This is a genomic window from Nonomuraea typhae, from assembly GCF_009760925.1.
GTDB lineage: Bacteria > Actinomycetota > Actinomycetes > Streptosporangiales > Streptosporangiaceae > Nonomuraea > Nonomuraea typhae.
In genome coordinates this window covers 240,770-259,880 of the sequence record NZ_VRLV01000002.1, presented here as the reverse complement: position 1 = coordinate 259,880, position 19,111 = coordinate 240,770, and the positions used below count along the sequence as shown (strand labels likewise).

Below are 19,111 nucleotides of genomic sequence, written 5' to 3'. Positions count from 1 at the left end.
CCGTGCCCCTCACTGGGCCCAGGCGAGCGCGATGCGCGAGGCCAGCGCCACGTTGCCGCGGACGGCCGCGAGGTTGGCCTCCAGGGAGGCGCCGGCGGTGCCGCGCACCAGATAGCCGAGCAGGAACGGGGTGATGGCCTGGCCGGTGACGCCCTCCCGCTCGGCGGCGGCCAGCGCCTCGCCGAGCACGCGGTCGTGCAGCTCGGGGTCGAGCTGCTGCGCCACGGGGACCGGGTTGGCCACGATCAGCGCCGTCTCCGGGCCGCCGAGCGCGTCCTGGCCGCGCATGATCGCGGCGGCCTCCTCGGGGGCCTCGATGCGCCAGTCGATGGGCTCGCCGGAGGTGTGCAGGTAGAAGCCGGGGAAGGTGTCGGTCTGGTACCCGGCGATGGTGACGCCGCGGGTCTCCAGCCGCTGCAGCGTGGACGGCACGTCCAGGATGGACTTCACGCCCGCGCACACGATCGTGATCCGGGTGCGGGCCAGCGTGTCCAGGTCGGCGGACTCGTCCTGCTCCTCGGTCCACCCGCGGTGCACGCCGCCCAGCCCGCCCGTGGCGAAGATCCGGATCCCGGCGCGCGCGGCCAGGAACGAGGTGGCCGACACCGTGGTGGCCCCGCTGGCCTTGAGCGCCGCCGCCACGGGCAGGTCGCGCTGGCCGAGCTTGCGCAGGCCCGACTCGGTGGCGATGCGCTCCAGCTCGACCTCGTCCAGCCCGACCTTGGCCACGCCGTCCAGCACCGCGATCGTGGCCGGCACCGCGCCCGCGTCCCGGACGACCGCCTCCAGCTCCCTGGCGACCTCCAGGTTGCGGGGCTGGGGCAGCCCGTGCGAGATGATCGTGGACTCCAGCGCGACCACGGGGGCGCCGGCCGCCAGGGCCGCGGCCACCTCGTCGGAGGGCTGGAGGATGGGGTGTGCGGTGGTGCGCATGATCGGGTACGTGCTCCTCGTGGGGACCTGGACGTGGCACTGATGGAACGGTCTATTTCCAGATGTCATTCCAAAGTGAGCACGTTACGGGCGGATAGGGCCAACGTCCACTCGCGATCACACCAGGAGTGTCACGCCCGCCAGCGAGATGCCGGTGATCAGGGCCGTGGAGATGCCGCCCAGCAGTACGGCCCGGCCGCCCCTGGCCAGCTTCCGCACGTCGATCCCGGTCCCGAGCCCGAACAGCGCGGCCGCCAGCAACAGGCTCGTCACCTGCGGCACCGCCGTCGTCACGGCCTCCGGCACCACCCCGAGACTCCGCACGACCACCATGGCCAGGAACCCGGCCACGAACAACGGCATGATGGGCGGCCGCTTGGCCTGGGACGCCACGGGTGGTTCGGCCAGGGCGTGGATGGTTCGCCCCGTGTGTACGGCGGTGGCCGGCTCGGCGCTGACCGGGCCGGCGTGCCTGAGGCGGTGGCGGAAGGCGGTGGCCGCGACCATGGGGGCCAGCAGCACCACCCTGGCCAGCTTGGCGGTGACGGCCACCGCCAGCACCGCCGCCCCCGAGGCCGCGCCGATCGCCGCCACCTGGGCCACCTCGTGCACCGCCGCCCCGGCCCACACCCCGAGCTGCTTGCCCGTCAGCCCCAGCCACCCGGCCACCAGCGGCACGAACACGATGGCGGCCGTGCCGTACAACGTCACGACACCCAGGGCGGAGGCGGCGTCGTCGTCGTCGGAGCCGGCGCTCTCATGCATGGCGGCTATGGCCGAGGCGCCGCAGATGCTGACGCCCGTGGCGATGAGCAGGGAGCTGCCCGGCGCGACGCCGAGGCGGCGGCCGATCAGCGGCGTGAGCACGAACGTGAGGCCGGTCGCCGCGACCACGATCAGCAGGGTCGGCCGTCCCAGCGTGAGCACCTGGGGGAGCGCGATCTGCAGCCCGAGCAGGACGATCGCCGCCCGCAGCACCTTCTTGGCGACGAACTGCAGGCCGGGCCGCAGCCGCTCGTGCAGCCAGCCGAGGTTGTGCAGGGCCGCCCCCGCTGTCACCGCGATGATCGCCGGGCTGAGCGCCGGCAGGAACCGGCTCACGGCCAGCGCCATCGCGACCGCCGCCGCGGCCACGGCGATGCCGGGGACATGCAGGCGGGGCCAGGCGCGAGTGACGGCGAGGGAGACCATGATCCCAGTCTTGGGCCGTCCGGAACAGCCCAGTAGCCACCCATTGCCTGGCAGGTCATAGCCTATGGCTATGAGTGCGCTGCCGGATCTCGACTCGCTCAAGCTCCTCGTCGACGTGGGCGAGCTGGGCAGCCTCGGCCGCGCCGCTCGCGCCTCGGGCATCGCCCAGCCGTCGGCCAGCAAACGCATCGCCCAGCTCGAACGCCGCCTCGGCCTGCCCCTGCTGGAACGCACGCCCCGGGGCTCGGCGCTGACGGACGAGGGGAAGATGGTGGCGGGGTGGGCGGCCCAGGTGCTGTCGGCCGCGTATGAGCTGATGCGCGGGGCGCAGGCGGTACGGCACAGCGAGGCGGCCCATTTGCGGGTGGCGGCGTCGATGACGGTCGCCGAGTATCTGGTGCCGCGCTGGCTGGGCGAGTTCCAGAATCGCGAGCCGGACGTGCAGGTGGGCCTGGACGTGGTCAACTCGGCCGAGGTGGCGGCGCTGGTCCTGGCCGGGGCGAGGCTCGAGGAGCCGGCGGGCGACGGCGGCGCCGGGGACCGGGGGCGGGCGGTGGAGCTGGGGTTCGTGGAAGGGCCGAGCGTGCCGGACGGGCTGGACGCGCGGGTCGTGGGGACCGACCGGCTGGTGGTCGTGGTGGCGGCCGGGCATCCGTGGGCGCGCCGCCGTACCGTGCTGCGGGGGGCGGAGCTGGCGGCCACGCCGCTGGTGGTGCGCGAGCGCGGGTCGGGCACCCGGGAGACGCTCGACGTGGCCTTCCGCGGGCTTCACCAGGCCAGCCCCCGGCTGGAGCTGGGCTCGAACAGCGCGGTGAAGGGCGCGGCCGCGGCGGGCGTGGCGCCCGCGGTGCTGAGCGGGTACGCCGTGGAGGCCGATCTGGCGACCGGCAGGCTGGTGGAGGTGCCGCTGGCGGGCCTCAACCTGGTGCGCAGCCTGCGTGCGGTCTGGCGGCGCGGCCGTCCGCTCACCGGTCCCGCCGCCACCCTCCTGGCCATCGCCAGCCGCCCCTGAAAAGCAGCCGCCCCTGAAAAGCAGCCGAATAAATGCCGTTAAATCGTCCTTTGTTAATGGAGTAAGGCGATTATCGCCTAGCCGCAGGTCTTTCCCGGTGCGATATTGAAGGATCAGGGCACCCAAGGAAAGGCCCCCTCGATGCCTGCGTTGCACGGAGAAACCCAAAGGCCGGGAGAAGCCGCCGTAAAAGGCGTCAGCAAGAGCGGACCCGGAATTCACGGAATCAGCGATGAATTCGACGGCGTCCACGCCACCACCAATTCCCCGCAGAACGCCGCGATAGCCGGCTACAACCTCAACGCCAACGGCACCGGCGCGACCCTGTTCCTGGAGAACCGGGGCAAGGGACCCGGCGTGTTCGTCCGGACCACGACCGGCGCCGCGCTGGACGCCAAGAGCACGGAGTTCGAGGCCCTGCACGCCGAGACCGCCGCCCCGGGCGTGGCCGCCGTCGCCGCCTACAACGTCAACCCCGACGGCACCGGCGCCTCCTTCTTCGGCGACAATCGCGGCCGCGGCCCCGGCGTGTTCGTCAGGACGTTGTCCGGCGCGGCCGTGGACGCCAGAAGCGAAGCCTACGAGGCGATCCACGCGGAAACCAATTCCCCGAACGTCGCCGCCATAGCCGCCTACAACCTGAACGGCACGAGCACCGGCGCGGCGCTCTTCGCCGAGCACCGCGGCACCGGCCCCGCCGGATTCTTCAAGGGAAATGTCATCGTCACCGGCGACGTCCTTCTCACCGGCGCGGACCTGGCCGAGAATTTCTCCCTCGCCGAACACGAAGAGGCGGAACCCGGAACCGTGGTCGTGCTCGACGGGGCCGACCGGGTCAGGGTGAGCACGCGGGCCTATGACACGAGGGTCGCCGGGGTGGTGTCCGGGGCGGGCGACTACCGGCCGGGCGTCATTCTCGACCATGACGGCCGGCGGGCCGGGCGCTACCCGCTCGCGCTGGTCGGCAAGGTCTACTGCCGCGTGGACGCCTCCTACGCGCCCGTGGGCGTGGGCGACCTGCTCACCACCTCCGACACGCCAGGGCACGCCATGCGGGCGCTCGACCCGGGCCGTGCGTTCGGGGCGGTCATCGGCAAGGCCATGGCCGCCCTCGACCGGGGCGCCGGGCTGGTCCCGATCCTCGTCCTGCTCCGCTGAGATCGCTGGAGGCCCCGATGCTTTCCGTCCGCCAGAGCAAGGCGGTCCGGTCCCTGCCGATCAGCGTGCGCGCGCTCGGGCGCGAGGCGGGGCTGCCGGGCCAGGTCTCGGTGCGCGAGCTGCTGCGCCGTACCGGGATGTTCACCAAGCCCGTTCACGTCAAGGTTCTCCGCTACACCTGGGGCACGGTCGCCCCGGACGCGCGCAACCATCCGATCTGGCCGGATGCGGCGCTGGCCGAGATCCTGTACGCGCCCAACGGGTGGAGCCTGGCCGATTTCTGGTCCGACTCGACGCTGCGGTTGTCCGAGCTGCGGTTCTCGGTCGAGCCGTGGCGGGTGCTGGTCAACGTCTCGCACAAGGACGCCCGCGACGACCGCGGGGGAGTCGTGGACAAGTGCCGGCACCAGGCCGAGCAGGACGGCGTCTCGTTCGAGGGCGTGGACCGGATCGTGGCGATGGTGCACCCGCCGCCGGTCAACGCCGGGGCCATCGGCGGCAACGCCGTACTCGATCAAGGGGCCTTCGGGCTGAGCTTCTTTCAGCACGAGCTCGGGCACGTGCTGGGGTTCGAGCACGCCTTCGGGCCGTGCGGCGACTACGTCTATCACGACGACTACTCGGTCATGGGGTTCAGCGCGGTGCAGACCCGGGCGATCGCGGTGCCGGCCGCGTTCAACGGCGTGCAGGTGCTGGAGGCGGCGACGTTCTGGAACAGCGACCGGGCGTTGTCGCCGGCGGCGTTGTATCGGTATGCGGCGGATTTCGCCGCCTCCAGCAGCGTGCTCCGGGTGGATCTCGCGACCAGGCCGCGGGTACGGCTGGCGGCGTTCGGCCAGGCCGGCCTGCACGATCCGGTGCTGGCGGTGGCCTCGACCGCGCAGGGCGAGATCATGGCCGAGTACCGGGCCCGGTTCGGGCAGGACGGCGGCGTGCAGCCGGCGGTCGTCGTGCACTCCCTCCGGCGGCGGCCCGTGCTGCGCTGGCATGGCGAGCGGGATCCGGTCTGGTACGAGGGGCACATGGGGGTGAGCTCGCCCGTGCCCAGTCCGGGGCCGTCGGTGAGCGTGGACAACGTGTTCAAGGCCGAACTGGTCGCCGTCACCCCGGATCTTCGGTATGTGGAGGTGGTCCTGAGCTAGGCGGGCCGGGTAAGGTCCGGGACATGGTGTCCAGGGAGGAACTGCTGCGGCCCGAGCCGCACTGGCAGAGCGGGCTGTAGCCGGGCGCGCCCGCATTCCGGACCTCTCCCTCCTCCTCGACAGGACTCTTCCATGCGTTATGACGCTGTCATCGTGGGCGCCGGGCACAACGGGCTCGTGGCCGCCGCCTATCTCGCCCGGGCCGGGCGCCGGGTGCTCGTGCTCGAACGGCTGGGCCACGTGGGCGGGCTGGCCATCTCCGCGCAGGCGTTCCCCGGGGTCGAGGCGCGGCTGTCGCGTTACTCCTATCTGGTCAGCCTCCTGCCCGCCAAGATCGTCAAGGATCTCGGGCTCCGGATCGAGCTGCGGCGGCGGCGCTACGCCTCCTACACCCCCGTCGGGACGACGGGGCTGCTCGTGGACAACGAGGACGCCGGCCGTACCGAGGCGTCCTTCCGGGAGGTGACCGGGGGCGTGGCCGACTACCACGCCTGGCGGGACTTCTACGGAATGACCGCGAAGGTGGCCAGGGTGCTGGCGCCGACGTTGCTCGGGCCGCTGCCCACCGCGCGGGAGGTCGAGCGGCTGGTCGGGGCGCGGGCGTGGCGGGAGATGTTCGCCGAGCCGATCGGGCGGGCGGTGGACGCGCGCTTCGGTGACGACACCGTCCGGGGGGTCGTGCTCACGGACGCGCTCATCGGGACCTTCGCCGACCCCGGCCGCGACCTGCTGGCCAACCGGTGCTTCCTCTACCACGTGATCGGGGACGGGACCGGCGAGTGGAACGTCCCGGTGGGCGGCATGGGCGCGGTGTCCGGAGCGCTGGCCCGGGCGGCCGCGGAGGCCGGCGCCGACATCCGGACCGGGGCGGAGGTCATCGGGATCGATCCCGGCGCCGGGGAGGTGACGTTCCGGGACGGCTCGGGGGAGCACGCGGTGAGCGGGGAGAAGGTGCTGGCCAACGTGCCGCCGGCCGTACTGGATCGGTTGCTCGGGACGGCGCCGCAGGTGCCCGAGGGGGCGCAGCTCAAGGTGAACATGGTGCTGCGGCGGCTGCCGCGGCTCAAGGACGAGCGGGTCGATCCGCGGGCGGCCTTCAGCGGCACCTTCCACATCAACGAGGGGCGGGAGCAGCTCGCGCGGGCGTTCGCGCAGGCCGACGGCGGGGAGATGCCGGAGGTGCCGCCCGCCGAGGTCTACTGTCACTCGCTCACCGACCGGTCGATCCTCGGCGAGGGTGAGGGGGAGACGATGACGCTCTTCGGCCTCCACCTGCCCGCCCGACTTTTCCGGAAAAATCCGGAGAAATCCAGGCGGGAGGCGCTTGCCGCCACCCTCCGCTCCATCAACTCCGTCCTGGCCGAACCCCTCGAGGACTGCCTCGCCCACACCCCGGGCGGCGACCCGTGCCTCGAGGCCAAGACCCCCGTCGACCTGGAGAACGAGGCCGGGCTGCCCGGCGGCCACATCTTCCACCGCGACCTCGCCTGGCCCTACGCCGACGACGGCGGCTGGGGCGTCGAGACCGGCCACCCCCGCCTGCTCCTGTGCGGCGCCGGGGCGCGGCGCGGCGGCGGGGTCAGCGGCATCCCCGGCCACAACGCGGCCATGTCACTCCTGTGAGGACGTCCCCGGCTCAGCGAGTTCTCATGAACGCCGCCTAGCCTGGCGCCCATGACCGCACGTGTCCTGGTGGTGGACGACGAACCCGCGCTGCGCGAGGCCCTGCAGTCCAGCCTGGAGTTCGAGGGCTATCGCGTGGGCACCGCCTGCGACGGGCAGGCGGCGCTGGACGAACTCGCCCGTGCGGAGTTCGACGCGGTCCTGCTGGACGTCATGATGCCCAGGCTCGACGGCCTGAGCGCCTGCCGGCGGCTGCGCCAGGGCGGCAACCACGTGCCCGTGCTCATGCTGACCGCCCTGGACACCGTCGGCGAACGCGTCACCGGCCTGGACGCGGGCGCCGACGACTACCTGGTCAAGCCGTTCGAGCTGGACGAGCTGCTGGCCAGGGTCCGGGCGCTGCTGCGCCGCCGGGCCCTGGGCACGACGCCGCGGGGCCACGTGCTGGCCTGCGCCGACCTGCGCATGGACCCGATGACCCGCGAGGTCACCAGGGGCGGGCGTCCGCTCGAGCTGACGAGGACCGAGTACCACCTGCTGGAGCTGCTGCTCAGCCACCCGCGCCAGGTGCTGACCCGCGACCAGATCCTGGGCGAGGTGTGGGGCTTCGACTTCGAGCCCTCCTCCAACTCGCTGGACGTCTACGTCATGTACCTGCGGCGCAAGACCGAGGCCGGCGGCGAGCCGCGCCTGATCCACACCGTGCGCGGCGTGGGCTACGTGCTGCGGGCCGCGCCGTGAGCCGGCGCAGCCTGCGCACCCGCATGACGCTGCTGGTGACCGCCGCCGTGACGCTGGCGATCGCGCTGTCGGCCGTGCTCTGCTACACCATCGTGCGCAAGGAGCTGAACGCCCACCTCGACCTCGAGATCACGCCGGCGCCGGGCACGAAGCCGGACCTGCGCAAGGTGTTCTCGCGCTGCACCACCGACCCGCCCGCCCGCGAGCCGGACGCGACCCCCTACCTCGAGCAGGTCGTCTTCGCCGACAACCGGCCGCCGTGCTACTTCGGCGAACCGCTGAAGGTGCAGCCCGACGACCTGCGCGTGGCCCGCGAGGGCGGCACCTGCCTGCACGAGACGAAGACGGCCGACGGCGAGCCGGTGCGCGTGTTCACCCAGAACGTCGGCCCGGGCATGGCGATCATGACCGCCCGCCGTACCGCCCGGACGCGGGAGTCCCTGAGGACGCTGGCGGCCCTGCTCGCGACCGTGACGGGGCTGGGCGTGCTGGGCGCCGCCTCGGCGGGCCTGCTCGTCTCCCGTACGGCGCTGCGGCCCGTCGCCCGGTTGACCAGGGCGGTCGAGCACATCGCCACCACCCGCGACCTCGACACCTCGATCCCGGTGGACGGCGAGGACGAGATCGCCCGCCTGAGCCGCTCGTTCAACGCGATGACCGCCGCTCTGGCCGGTTCGCGCGACCATCAGCGCCGTCTCGTCGCCGACGCCGGGCACGAGCTGCGCACCCCGCTGACCACGCTGCGCACCAACATCGACCTGCTGCTGCGCAGCGAGCAGACCGGCAGGCAACTCGACCCGGCGGCCAAGGAACGCCTGCTGGTGAACGTGAAGGCGCAGTTCGCGGAGTTGTCGGCGCTGGTCGGCGACCTGCTCATGCTGGCCCGCGGCGACACCGACCACGGGCCGCACCTGGAGCTGGCGCTGCACGAGGTGGTCGGGTCGGCCGCCGAGCGCGCGAGGCTGCGCGGCGCGGAGGTGAGCACTGAGCTGGCCGAGTGGTACGTGAGCGGGAACGCCGCCGCGCTGGAGCGCGCGGTCCTCAACCTGATCGACAACGCCCGCAAGTTCAGCGCGGCCGGCATCGAGGTGGTGCTGGAGGCCGGGGTGCTGACCGTGCGCGACCACGGGCCCGGCATCCCGGAGGAGGAACTGCCGCACGTCTTCGACCGGTTCTGGCGCTCGTCGTCGGCCCGCGCGCTGCCGGGCTCCGGGCTGGGGCTGGCGATCGTGGCCCAGGCGGTGGCCGAGGCGGGCGGGACGGTCCGGCTGGAGAACGCGCCGGGCGGCGGCGTGCTGGCCACGGTCGAGCTGCCGGGATCGCCCGAACCCCGATGATCGGGGGTTGACAACGATGTCAGCGCCGCCCTTGATAGATCTATGGCCGGAGCGCTCCTTGAAGCCCGCGGGATCGTCAAGAGCTACGGCCACGTCGAAGCGCTGCGCGGCGCCGACTTCGCGCTGCCGCCCGGCGAGGTCGTCGCGCTGATCGGGGACAACGGCGCGGGAAAGTCCACCCTCGCCAAGATCCTGTCCGGGGTCGAGGCGCCGGACGACGGCCAGATCCTCCTCGACGGCCGCCCGATCGCCTTCGCCTCCGCCGAGGACGCCAGGTCCGCCGGGATCGAGACCGTCTACCAGGACCTCGCCCTCTGCGCCGACCTCACCCCGGCCGCCAACTTCTTCCTCGGCCGCGAGCTGCTCAGGCCCGGCCTGCTCGGCCGCCTCGGCCTGCTGGACAACGCCGCCATGCGCGCCCGCGCCCGGGAAGCCTGCGAGCGCCTGGGCGTGGAGCTGAAGACCCAGGACGCCCCCGTCTCCACGCTCTCCGGCGGCCAGCGCCAGGGCGTCGCCGTCGCCCGGGCGGTCACCTGGGCCCGCCGCGTCGTCTTCATGGACGAGCCGACCGCCGCGCTCGGCGTCGTGCAGACCCGGCGCGTGCTCGACCTCGTGCGCGGCGTGCGCGACTCGGGGGTGGCGGTGGTCCTGATCAGCCACAACATGCAGGACGTGAAGGCGGTCTCCGACCGGGTCGAGGTCCTGCGCCTCGGCCGCCGGGTGGCCCGCTTCTCCACCGCCCAGGTGTCCATGGAAGAGCTGGTCGGCGCCATGACCGGAGCCCTCGGGTGAGCCCGCGGCGCCTGCTGCGGGCGCAGGTGTTCTGGATCGGGCTGGTCCTGGCGGCGTTGCTGGCCGCCTTCTCCCTGGCCCGCCCCGGCAGCTTCGCCACCGCCTTCAACCTGCTCAACCTGGTCAGCGACGCGGCGATCCTGCTGCTCCTGGCCACCGGCATGACCTACGTGATCATCACCGCGGGCATCGACCTGTCCGTGGGCGGGGTGCTGGTCTTCTCCGCCGTCGTGGCCACGCTGACCGCCGAGGCCACCGGCTCGCTCACCGCGGGGGCGGCGGCAGCCGTACTGGCCGGGCTGGGGTGGGGGCTGCTCAACGGCGTGCTCGTCGCGCACGGGCGCATCCCCGCGCTCATCGTCACCCTGGGCACGCTCGGCATGTCCCTGGGCGCCGCGCTGCTGCTGACCGGCGGCGTCGACCTGCGCGCCCCCGGCGAGCTCAACCTCGGGCTCGGCCTGGCCCGCTGGCTCGGCGTCCCGGCCATCGTGTGGATCTGCGCCGCCATCACCGCCGTGCTCGGCTTCGCCCTCGCCCGCACCCGCTTCGGCCGCCACACCTACGCGATCGGCTCCAACGCCGAAGCGTCCCGCCGCGGCGGCGTGCGCGTGGCGCGGCACCTGGTCAGGGTGTACGGCCTGGCGGGCGTGCTGGCCGGGCTGGCGGGATACCTGTCGCTGGCCAAGTACGGCATCACCGGCGTCTCCGCCCACTCCACCGACAACCTCCAGGCCATCGCCGCCGTCGTCATCGGCGGCACCTCGCTGTTCGGCGGCGTGGGAACCGTGGCCGGCACCGTGATCGGCGTGTTCATCCCGGCGGTGCTGCAGAACGGCTTCCAGATCCTCGGGGTCCGTCCCTTCTGGCAGCAGGTGGTGGTCGGCGCCGTGCTGATCGCCGCCGTCTACGTCGACCAGTGGCAACGCGCCCGCCGCGACCTGTGAGGAGGCACCACCCATGCGCAAGACCCTCGCCGCCGCCCTCCTGCTCACCCTCGCCGCCTGCGGCCAGCCCGGCGCCGGCGGCGCGGTCCGGGTCACGCTGGTCCAAGGGCTGGCCGGGGAGGAGTTCTACGAGACCATGGCCTGCGGCGCCCGGGCGAAGGCCGAAGAACTCGGCGTGCAGCTGGACGTGCAGGGGCCGCAGAAGTTCGACCCGACGCTCCAGACCCCGATCGTCAACTCCGTCGTGGCCGCCAAACCCGACGCCCTGCTCGTCGCGCCCACCGACGTCAAGGCGATGATCGCCCCGCTCACCCAGGCCAAGCAGCAGAACATCAAGATCGTCCTGGTGGACACCGTGGTCGAGGACCCCTCGATCGGCCTGTCCAGGATCAGCACCGACAACGTCAAGGGCGGCGTCGCCGCGGCCAAGGCACTGGCCGAGCAGATCGGCGACAAGGGGAAGGTGCTGGTCATCTCCACCGACCCCGGCGTCAGCACCGTGGACGCCCGGATCAAGGGCTTCGAGGACGAGATCAAGGCCGCCCACCCGGCCGTCACCTCGCTCGGCGTCCAGTACTCCCACAACGACGTGAGCGAAGCCGCCAAGATCGTCAACGCCGCGCTGGCCAAGGACCCCGACCTGGCCGGCGTCTTCGCCACCAACCTCAACTCCGCCACCGGCGCCGGCACCGCCCTGCAGCAGGCCGGCAAGCTCGGCCTGGTGAAGATGGTCGGCTTCGACGCCGGACCGGCCCAGGTCAAGCAGCTCAAGGACGGCGTCGTCCAGGCGCTCATCGCCCAGCTCCCCGGCGAGATCGGCGCCAAGGGCGTCGAACAGGCCGTGGCCGCCGTCCGGGGACAGCAGGTGACCGCCTCGATCCCCACCGACGCCACCATCGTCACCGCCGCGAATGTGGACAGTCCCGGCATCCAGAAGGTCCTCTACAAGGCGGCATGCTGACCGGCGGCGCTACGCTTTGGCCGTGCGAAGTGCTTCCTCCCGTGCCGGACAGGCCGACCAGCGCCGGGCCGAGCTCCTGGCCGCCACCCGGCGCGTCGTCCTGGAAAAAGGGCTGGCCAACACCCGGATCGCCGACATCGCCAAGGCGGTCAACGTCAGCGGCGGCCTCATCCACTACCACTTCGCCACCAAGGACGAGCTGATCACCGCGATGCTCAAGGCGACGCTCGATGTGGAGAGCGCCCGGCTGGAAGAACTCGTGCGCGGCCCCGGCACCGCCGCGCGGCGCTTCGACCGGGTCCTGCAGTACTACATCCCCGCCTCCCCCAACGACCAGAGCTGGCTGCTCTGGCTCGACGCCTGGAACACCGCCCTGCGCGAGCCCGCGGTCAACGCCATCGTGCTGGAGCTGGAGGCGACCTGGCTCAGCGCGATCGAACGCGTCATCGCCGAGGGAGTCGCCGCCGGCGAGTTCACCTGCGACGACCCCGCGGGCGCCGCGGAACGCCTCGACGCCATGCTCGACGGCCTGGCCATCCGCTACACCCTCCACCCCGAGGTGCTCACCCTGGAACGCCTGCTCGAGCACGCCCGCACCGCCGCCGCCCGCGAGGTCGGCCTGACGCCCGAGGCGTTCGCGTCATGACGCCGCGGGCTCGCGACCTCGGGCTGGCGGCCGGGCCGTACCAGCCGGGCGAGCACAACGCGATCACCGACGTGGCGGGCGTGCGCGTCGGGCACACGACGCTGCGCCGCGAACCCGCCATCCACACCGGGGTGAGCGCCGTCGTGCCCGAACGGCTGCCGCTGAGCGCCGGGGTCTACGCCGGCAACGGGTACGGCAAGCTCGTCGGCTCCACCCAGGTGGCCGAGCTGGGCGTGATCGAGACGCCGATCCTGCTGACCGCCACGATGTCCACCTTCCGGGTGGCCGACGCGCTGATCAGCTGGATGCTGACCCGTGACCCCGGCCTGCCGTCGGTCAACCCGGTCGTCGGGGAGTGCAACGACGGATGGCTGTCCGACATGCCGGCCCGGCCGATCACCGCCGAGCACGTCTTCGCGGCGCTCGACGGCGCCCGCCCCGGCCCGGTGGAAGAGGGGTGCGTCGGTGCCGGGACGGGCACGGTCGCGCTCGGGTTCAAGGCGGGCATCGGCACCTCCTCGCGCACGCTCACGCTGCGCGGCGCCGGTACGGTCACCGTCGGGGCGCTCGTCCAGGCCAATTTCGGGGGCACCCTGCGGACCTGCGCCGGCACCCACGCCCGGCCCGGCGCCTCCGAGATGGAACTTCTCGGCCTCGACGACGGCTCCTGCATGATCGTCGTGGCCACCGACGCCCGCCTGGACGGCCGGCAGCTCACCCGCCTGGCCAAGCGCGGCGTCTACGCCCTCGGCCGGGTCGGCGCCGCCTACTCCCACGGCAGCGGCGACTACGGCCTGGCCTTCTCCACCGCCTCCGCCGGCGAGCACGTCGCGGACCGGCACCTGAGTCCCCTGTTCGCGGCCACGCTCGACGCGGTGGAGGAGTCGGTGCTCAACAGCCTGCTGGCCGCCGTCACCACCGTGGGCCGCGCGGGCCATACGGCACCCGCCTGGCGGCCCGGCTAGGCACGCCACCAGAGAGTGCCCCGGGGCGCGGCACGCAGGACGTTCGTGCCGCAGTGGATCGAGCCCAGGCGCACGTGGTAATACCACGCCTCCACCCAGTGCACCCGGTAGCCGAGCCGGTCGGCGATCGCCTCGGTCCACGCCTCGAACAGGTCGACGGTGTTCTCCGGGATCGTCAGCCGCCGCCAGGCCGTGCCCTTCAGGAAGCCGCGGCCGTCGAAGGCGCCGGCGTTGGCGCGCACGATGAGCTCGGCGATCTTGCCACGGACCCGGGCGGCGGGCACCTGGAGGCGGCCGGCCGGGAAGCCGTCGGCGAAGGCGGCGGCGAGCTGGTCGGCGTCGCTGCCGCTCGCGCCCGCCACCGAGTGCCGGCGTGCCCAGAACGTGGAGGTCACCAGGCCGCGGGCACGCAGCCACTGGGGGGTGAAACGGGCGGCGGGCAGGTCCTCGACCGCCCGGGTGACCGCACGCAGCACCCGGGCCGCCGACTCCGGTGACATGCGCGGGCCGTGCGGGCGGGGGATGAGCAGCCGGTCACCGGCCACCTGGAGGTTGACGAGGTTGGGGGTGAAGGCCGCGCTCCGCCCGGTGGCCCGCGAGCGGTTGTCGAACAGCACCGGCAGCTTGAGGATCGGCAGCCGGCCGTCGTACTCCGTCTGGATCGCGTCGTGGGCCTCCAGCAGGTGTCCCTTGGCCGGGGTGTCCGGTCCCGGCGGTTCCGGCGCGGCCTCCAGGTCCGCGTTGAGGCCGTCCGTGAACGCGCGCAACTCGAACAGCGAGATGCCCGCCGGGTAGACGACCTCGCCCGGCGCGGCCCACGGAGAGCCGGGCTCCGGCAGCACGTGCACGCTCTGCAGGCGCAGCGCGTTGTGGTGGGCCAGGCTCTGGTAGATCTCGGGCGGCTCGGTGGGCAGCGACTGGCCCGGGCCGTGCACCCGCATCCACTGCAGGCCGCGCAGCAGATGGGTGACGGGCCTGGCGCCCTGGGAGTTGAGGCGGGTGCGGTCGTAGGGGAACGTCCACCGGGCGTAGTCGGCGAGTTCCGGGCCGGTCAGGCCGCTCATGAACTCCTTCCTGGCCTCCTCCAGGATGGCCAGCGCCACCAGGGGCGAGGCGCGCAGCGCGGCGCCCGGCGCCCGCGGGTCACGCGGATCGGGGACGAAGGCCAGCATCTCGTCCACGTGGCCGACGTCCAGCCAGCTCGTGTCCACCTCGAGCACCCGCTGGTGGCCGTGCGCCTGCCCGCGCAGGAACGCCAGCAGATCCGGGTCCATGTCGGTGACCGTGGAGCCGTCGATCGCCTGGCCGGTGGTGTTGCCGACGACGACCACCCCGGCCGGCGCGTTCTTCGACGGCGGGCCGACCTCGAGGTTGCCGCCGTAGTTGTGGCTGGAATGCCAGGTGGACAGGCGGGCGTCCAGCCGCGCCAGCTCCTGGCCGGTCAGGATCGCGTCGCGGGGCGGTTTCTGGAGCGTCAAGATGACCCGGTCGCCGCCCGCGGAGACCGGCATGTCCCGCTTCATCGCCGCCACCTGACCGGCGGCGTCGGCCAGGATCCGGGTCAGGACGGTGTGCCGGTCCGGCGTCACCGCCCGCTTCAGCGCCTCCGCGACCACGCCGCGCAGGTGACTCAGCAGCAGGTCGAGATCCAGCCTGGACTTCCACACGTCGGCCTGCACCGGGCCGATCGCCGCCGCCATCCGCCCGATCTCGGCGGCGGTGCCGTACCTCGAGATCACCTCGGCCATCTGGCGGCGCAGGAGCTTGACCCGGTTCATGACCGCGAGCAGCAGGTCGCTCTCGGCGAAGCCCATCCGGACGGGCCCGCCCCCGCCGGGAACCGTCAGCTCGCGGTCCCAGAACGCCTGGCAGACGCCGAGGTCCTTGCTCAGGAAGTGCCCGGCCATCAGCGTGGCGAGGTTCGGGACGCCGTGCCGTACCGCGTCGGCGCGGGTGCGCGGCGCGTGCAGGAGCACCCGCTGGACGCCGTCGGGGGTGCGGGTGAAGCCGAGTTGGTACTGGTCCTGGATCCAGCTGTCGCCGCCGTGCACCGTGTCCGGGATCAGCGTCAGCGGGACCCCGATCTGGGCCAGCGCCGCGCGTACGTCCGCGACGGCCGGGCCGTTGTCGTCCAGCGGCCTGGACAGCTCGGCGGAGCGCACGTCGCACATGTAGAGGCGTTCGAGGCGGCCGGCGTTGCCGATGAGCACGAGCGGGGCGAGCGTCACCACCGCCTCGTCCTCCACCACCGCGCCCGTCGCGGCGTCGCGCTCCAGCCGCACCACGACCCTGGCGCCCGGGGGCGGCGGCGGCCCGGACCCGAGCAGCCGGTTGGTCGCCGGGCTGGCCGCCAGATCCACCGCCTCCAGCGCGAGCTGCTTCGGGTACGGCCCGGCCGGCAGGGGGTAGCGTGCCCCGGTCCGGGTCTGCTTCGGCCGGATCCGCACGCCGGTGCCGTCGACCACCGCGATCCGCCGCGGGTCCCCGCCTTCCAGCACGACGAACAGCGGCCCGGGCGCGGCCGTCACCTCCTGCACCTGCATCCTGAGCGGCTCGTCGTCACCGGCCGTCTTGACCTGGAGCTCGCGGTCCGGCCTGGCCGGGCCGGCAGGGGTGACCGCGCCGGGCAGCCGCCTGGTGTCGGCGTCGAGGTTGGGGCGCAGCACGGCCCCGGGGTCGCGCCCGCGCTCGGCCCACTCCTCGGGCCGCCCGCTCACCCGGCCGTCGCGATCGTAGTCGGCGTGCAGCCGGAAGGCGCACATGCGCTAGCCTTCGCCGGCGTCGAGGCCGACCGGGGCGCCGGGGCGCAGCGCGTCCCGCATCGGCGGCACCTCCGACAAGTCCTGCAGCAGCACCAGGTCCGTCGGCACCACGACCTCCCACGGCTTGGAGCCGGCCGGGTACGGCACCCCGCCGTCGATCTTGCCGAGGTTGGCGGTGATCTCGTCGATGATCGGCACGTACAGCTCGTCCTCCACCCGGGGCACGTCGTTGCCGTCCCAGACGTTGCCGGTGTGCGCGAAGTAGGCCACCGCCTTCTCGAAGCCGGGCCGCACCGGCACCTGCACCCGCGCCGCCCCGGCCCGCAGGAACGCGGCGAAGTCGGGATCCGGGTCGGTGACGTTCAGCGCCTGCACCCAGCGCGCCCGGCGGCCCCACAGGTGCGGGTAGAAGACGTAGAGCATGTTCTGCCACTCGAAGGCGTTCTCCAGGAAGCGGATCAGGCGGCCGTTGGCGTTGGCCTTGTCGAGGTCGAGCAGCGGCTGGCCGGAGCCGGCCTGGAAGGAGTCCAGGTTGAGATCCGGCTTCCTGGTCAGCATCATGACCACCCACTTCTTCAGCTCGTCGCGCTCCACCCGGCGGTTGGCCAGCGGGTTGCGGCCGAACTGCTGGTTGCCGCGGCGCTCCAGCTCGCGTTGCGCCTTGCGCTCGTTGTACTCGGCGAGCTGCTGCTGGTAGGCGGCGATGATGGCGTCGAAGGCGGAGTGCTGCCAGGTCGCGTACGCCTCCGGCGAGAGCTTGCAGTCCAGGTCCACCGCCACCGCCCAGGAGGCGGCCACGACCGAGATCGAGACCGACGCCTCCTTCTCCAGCCAGCTGGTGGTGTCGCTCCTGGAGCCCCAGGTGTCGGTGAAGTCGTACATCTTCCCGTCGACGACGATCTGGAAGGCGTGCGGCCTGCCCTCGAAGAACAGGTGCGTGGCCTGCACGGTCGCGCGCCAGGCTCGGTACCCCTCGGGGATCGTCAGCTTCCCCGAGCGCCCGTAGTTGGCCAGGTCGCCGCCCTCTCCCTTCTCGGCGAAGGTCACCGTCTGGAGCTCGGCCGGCATCGCGGGCGCGTCGGTGACGCGGTAGCGCGCCAGCAGCGGCCCGTAGGTCGCGGGGCCGATGTGCCCCGGGGTGAGCGGCGCCCCGTCGACCGCCGGCGGCGCCGGCTTGACCAGCTCGCTGTCCTGCGGCGGGTTCTCCACCAGCCCGTACAGGTAGAACGCGGCCGGCTCCGGCACCACGAAGTCGAACATCATCCGCTGGCCGTAGGTGAAGACCTGCGCGTCGTAGACCTTGTTCAGCCACCGGTACAGGCCCCGCGTGTGGCGCAGCGAGTCGTTGGCGAACCCGTGCCGGTTGTTCTCCTCGAACTCCTCCAGCGTGCGCCTGCGCACCAGCGTCCGCACCCGCTCGCGCACCTTCTCCACCGTGCGCTGGGTGACCTCCTGGGAGAACGAGGACGCCTTGCGCTGCGCCTCCTCGGTCGTGGAGGAGAACCCGGCCTTGAGGCTGGAGGTGAACGAGGCGGCCGGGCCGTAGCTGCCGCTCACCTGCAGCCCGGCCTCGACGTCGAGCTGGTCCTTGACGTGTTTCTCCGCCTCGTTCTGCAGCTCGTTGCGGGTGGTGGAGGCGAGGTCCTTCTCCTTTTCCGTCTCGGTCTCGGTCTCCGTCTCAGTGAGCTGCTCGACCTGGGTGAGGCGGCGGGTGGAGCGCTCGCGCGACTCGCCGGCCATGACGTTCTCGACGTGGGCGTACTCGCCCAGCTCGTATGCCTTGATCTTCTGGCGGACGACCAGCAGGTCGGCGACGCCCGCCTGGGAGTGCTGGGGAACCGGCGGCGGATCGGTGCCGGGCGCGGGCCGCGCGAGGGCGGCGCGGAAGCGGTCGAGGTCGATCTCGCCGCCGTCGAAGGCGAGCACCCCACTGGGTACGGCCGGCCGTACCGCCTGGACGCCGGCCCGGCGCAGCTCCTCCTCGACGGCCGTGACCGCCTGGAAGGGCAGGACTCCGCCGTCGAGCCGGCCCAGGCGCTCCAGGACGGCCCGGGTGCCGTCGGTCAGGCCGGCCAGGCCCTCCTCGGTGAGCCGGGGCCGGGCGGGGCGCGGCTCCTGGAATGGCCGGTCGGCCTCGGCGCCCTCGACGGCCTCGATCGGCAGGGCGGGGGCGAGCGTGCCGGGGTGGTCGATGTGGCGGCCGTCGGTGACGAGGGCGATGAGCTCGTCCCGGGCCGTCTCCAGCCGGCGCAGCCAGGCGGCGGCCTCGTCGTCGTTCCCGGCGGGTACGGCCGGCGGCACGGGCACGGGCTCCGCGCGCACCCGGGTCAGGAACCCGGGCAGCACGACCACGGCCTCGGCCACCATGTCGCCGACGGTCACCTCCTGGCGGGGCGGCGCGGCGGAGAGGGCGGCGGCCAGGGCGAGGAGCTTGGCGTCCAGCACGTGCCGCTGCCCGTTGCCGTCGGCGTCCCCGAGGACGGCGGTGGCCAGCACGCGGTCGGTTACCTGGGCGCGGGTGGCGGCGAAACGGTCGCCGGCGACCAGCTCGGGCAGCGAGATGCCGTAGGCGTGCCGCACCAGGGCGTCGAGGTCGGCGGTCTCGAGGGGGCGGTCCTGGTTGGCGTAGAACCATTCGCGCAGGGCCATGGGGTCGAGCGTCTCTGGGTGATCGGCGGCGGTGGCGTAGTGGCGGGCGACCTCGCGCAGGCCCTGCCGGGTGGCGCCTTGGTCCACGGCGGCGGCGAGCCGCTGGTAGAGCCCGGCGGACGGCACCAGGGTGCTCGATGCGGGCGGCGGCTGGACGCGTGCCTTGGCGGGCCGGACGGTGATGAACCGGAGAATGCCTTCACTGGCCAATGGGGCACCTCACCCTCGCTGGAGCACCCTTGGTGATGGTTTGAC

General features: G+C 73.0%; 15 protein-coding genes. 11 read left to right on the top strand and 4 right to left on the bottom strand.

What is annotated here, in order from left to right:
• Nucleotides 1-9 precede the first annotated feature (9 nt).
• Both FVE25_RS07750 and FVE25_RS07745 read right to left on the bottom strand, forming a co-directional pair.
• The gene (locus FVE25_RS07750) at nucleotides 10-933 is read right to left on the bottom strand and encodes a pseudouridine-5'-phosphate glycosidase (RefSeq protein ID WP_157245752.1); all 924 of its coding nucleotides are present in this window, start codon (nucleotides 931-933) and stop codon (nucleotides 10-12) included.
• Nucleotides 934-1,050: 117 nt separating this feature from the next.
• Nucleotides 1,051-2,124 (bottom strand): YeiH family protein, encoded by a 1,074-nt coding sequence (locus tag FVE25_RS07745; RefSeq protein WP_157245751.1) that lies wholly within the window; start codon nucleotides 2,122-2,124, stop codon nucleotides 1,051-1,053.
• A 70-nt stretch (nucleotides 2,125-2,194) separates the two neighbouring features.
• Between FVE25_RS07745 and FVE25_RS07740 the strand changes: the two genes are divergently transcribed.
• The 11 genes from FVE25_RS07740 (at nucleotide 2,195) to FVE25_RS07690 (ending at nucleotide 13,445) form a co-directional block, all read left to right on the top strand.
• Nucleotides 2,195-3,136, top strand: a complete 942-nt coding sequence (locus tag FVE25_RS07740) for a LysR family transcriptional regulator (protein WP_157245750.1) — start codon at nucleotides 2,195-2,197, stop codon at nucleotides 3,134-3,136.
• 141 nt (nucleotides 3,137-3,277) lie between these two features.
• A complete protein-coding gene (locus FVE25_RS07735; RefSeq protein WP_157245749.1) occupies nucleotides 3,278-4,294 on the top strand; it encodes a hypothetical protein in 1,017 nt (338 codons plus the stop codon).
• Between the two features lie 17 nt (nucleotides 4,295-4,311).
• The gene (locus tag FVE25_RS07730) at nucleotides 4,312-5,436 is read left to right on the top strand and encodes a hypothetical protein (protein ID WP_157245748.1); all 1,125 of its coding nucleotides are present in this window, start codon (nucleotides 4,312-4,314) and stop codon (nucleotides 5,434-5,436) included.
• 132 nt (nucleotides 5,437-5,568) lie between these two features.
• Nucleotides 5,569-7,059 carry a phytoene desaturase family protein gene (locus tag FVE25_RS07725; RefSeq protein ID WP_157245747.1) on the top strand — a complete coding sequence of 497 codons (1,491 nt, stop codon included), beginning with the start codon at nucleotides 5,569-5,571 and terminating at the stop codon, nucleotides 7,057-7,059.
• A gap of 51 nt (nucleotides 7,060-7,110) precedes the next feature.
• Nucleotides 7,111-7,800 carry a response regulator transcription factor gene (locus FVE25_RS07720; RefSeq protein WP_157245746.1) on the top strand — a complete coding sequence of 230 codons (690 nt, stop codon included), beginning with the start codon at nucleotides 7,111-7,113 and terminating at the stop codon, nucleotides 7,798-7,800.
• On the top strand, nucleotides 7,797-9,137 hold the full coding sequence (locus FVE25_RS07715) for a sensor histidine kinase (protein WP_246266782.1): 1,341 nt from the start codon (nucleotides 7,797-7,799) through the stop codon (nucleotides 9,135-9,137). The genes FVE25_RS07720 and FVE25_RS07715 overlap by 4 nt, the downstream gene beginning before the upstream one ends.
• Before the next feature lie 42 nt (nucleotides 9,138-9,179).
• Nucleotides 9,180-9,929, top strand: coding sequence for an ATP-binding cassette domain-containing protein (locus FVE25_RS07710; protein WP_157245745.1), 750 nt, complete (start codon nucleotides 9,180-9,182; stop codon nucleotides 9,927-9,929).
• Nucleotides 9,926-10,873 carry an ABC transporter permease gene (locus tag FVE25_RS07705; protein ID WP_157245744.1) on the top strand — a complete coding sequence of 316 codons (948 nt, stop codon included), beginning with the start codon at nucleotides 9,926-9,928 and terminating at the stop codon, nucleotides 10,871-10,873. Before FVE25_RS07710 ends, FVE25_RS07705 begins: the two co-directional genes overlap by 4 nt.
• A 13-nt stretch (nucleotides 10,874-10,886) precedes the next feature.
• The gene (locus FVE25_RS07700; RefSeq protein WP_157245743.1) at nucleotides 10,887-11,834 is read left to right on the top strand and encodes an ABC transporter substrate-binding protein; all 948 of its coding nucleotides are present in this window, start codon (nucleotides 10,887-10,889) and stop codon (nucleotides 11,832-11,834) included.
• Nucleotides 11,835-11,856: 22 nt separating this feature from the next.
• Nucleotides 11,857-12,480, top strand: coding sequence for a TetR/AcrR family transcriptional regulator (locus FVE25_RS07695; protein ID WP_181019498.1), 624 nt, complete (start codon nucleotides 11,857-11,859; stop codon nucleotides 12,478-12,480).
• The gene (locus tag FVE25_RS07690) at nucleotides 12,477-13,445 is read left to right on the top strand and encodes a P1 family peptidase (RefSeq protein WP_157245741.1); all 969 of its coding nucleotides are present in this window, start codon (nucleotides 12,477-12,479) and stop codon (nucleotides 13,443-13,445) included. Before FVE25_RS07695 ends, FVE25_RS07690 begins: the two co-directional genes overlap by 4 nt.
• Here the strand turns inward: FVE25_RS07690 and FVE25_RS07685 are convergent.
• Nucleotides 13,442-16,207, bottom strand: coding sequence for a protein-arginine deiminase family protein (locus FVE25_RS07685; RefSeq protein ID WP_157245740.1), 2,766 nt, complete (start codon nucleotides 16,205-16,207; stop codon nucleotides 13,442-13,444). The two genes, FVE25_RS07690 and FVE25_RS07685, sit on opposite strands and share 4 nt — an antisense overlap.
• A gap of 3 nt (nucleotides 16,208-16,210) precedes the next feature.
• A complete protein-coding gene (locus tag FVE25_RS07680) occupies nucleotides 16,211-19,066 on the bottom strand; it encodes a hypothetical protein (protein WP_157245739.1) in 2,856 nt (951 codons plus the stop codon).
• Between the last annotated feature and the right edge of the window lie 45 nt (nucleotides 19,067-19,111).

Coding starts and splice junctions, on each gene's coding strand:
- FVE25_RS07750 (WP_157245752.1), bottom strand. CDS start 933: ATGCGCACCACCGCACACCCCATCCTCCAGCCCTCCGACGAGGTGGCC.
- FVE25_RS07745 (WP_157245751.1), bottom strand. CDS start 2,124: ATGGTCTCCCTCGCCGTCACTCGCGCCTGGCCCCGCCTGCATGTCCCC.
- FVE25_RS07740 (WP_157245750.1), top strand. CDS start 2,195: ATGAGTGCGCTGCCGGATCTCGACTCGCTCAAGCTCCTCGTCGACGTG.
- FVE25_RS07735 (WP_157245749.1), top strand. CDS start 3,278: ATGCCTGCGTTGCACGGAGAAACCCAAAGGCCGGGAGAAGCCGCCGTA.
- FVE25_RS07730 (WP_157245748.1), top strand. CDS start 4,312: ATGCTTTCCGTCCGCCAGAGCAAGGCGGTCCGGTCCCTGCCGATCAGC.
- FVE25_RS07725 (WP_157245747.1), top strand. CDS start 5,569: ATGCGTTATGACGCTGTCATCGTGGGCGCCGGGCACAACGGGCTCGTG.
- FVE25_RS07720 (WP_157245746.1), top strand. CDS start 7,111: ATGACCGCACGTGTCCTGGTGGTGGACGACGAACCCGCGCTGCGCGAG.
- FVE25_RS07710 (WP_157245745.1), top strand. CDS start 9,180: ATGGCCGGAGCGCTCCTTGAAGCCCGCGGGATCGTCAAGAGCTACGGC.
- FVE25_RS07700 (WP_157245743.1), top strand. CDS start 10,887: ATGCGCAAGACCCTCGCCGCCGCCCTCCTGCTCACCCTCGCCGCCTGC.
- FVE25_RS07690 (WP_157245741.1), top strand. CDS start 12,477: ATGACGCCGCGGGCTCGCGACCTCGGGCTGGCGGCCGGGCCGTACCAG.
- FVE25_RS07685 (WP_157245740.1), bottom strand. CDS start 16,207: ATGTGCGCCTTCCGGCTGCACGCCGACTACGATCGCGACGGCCGGGTG.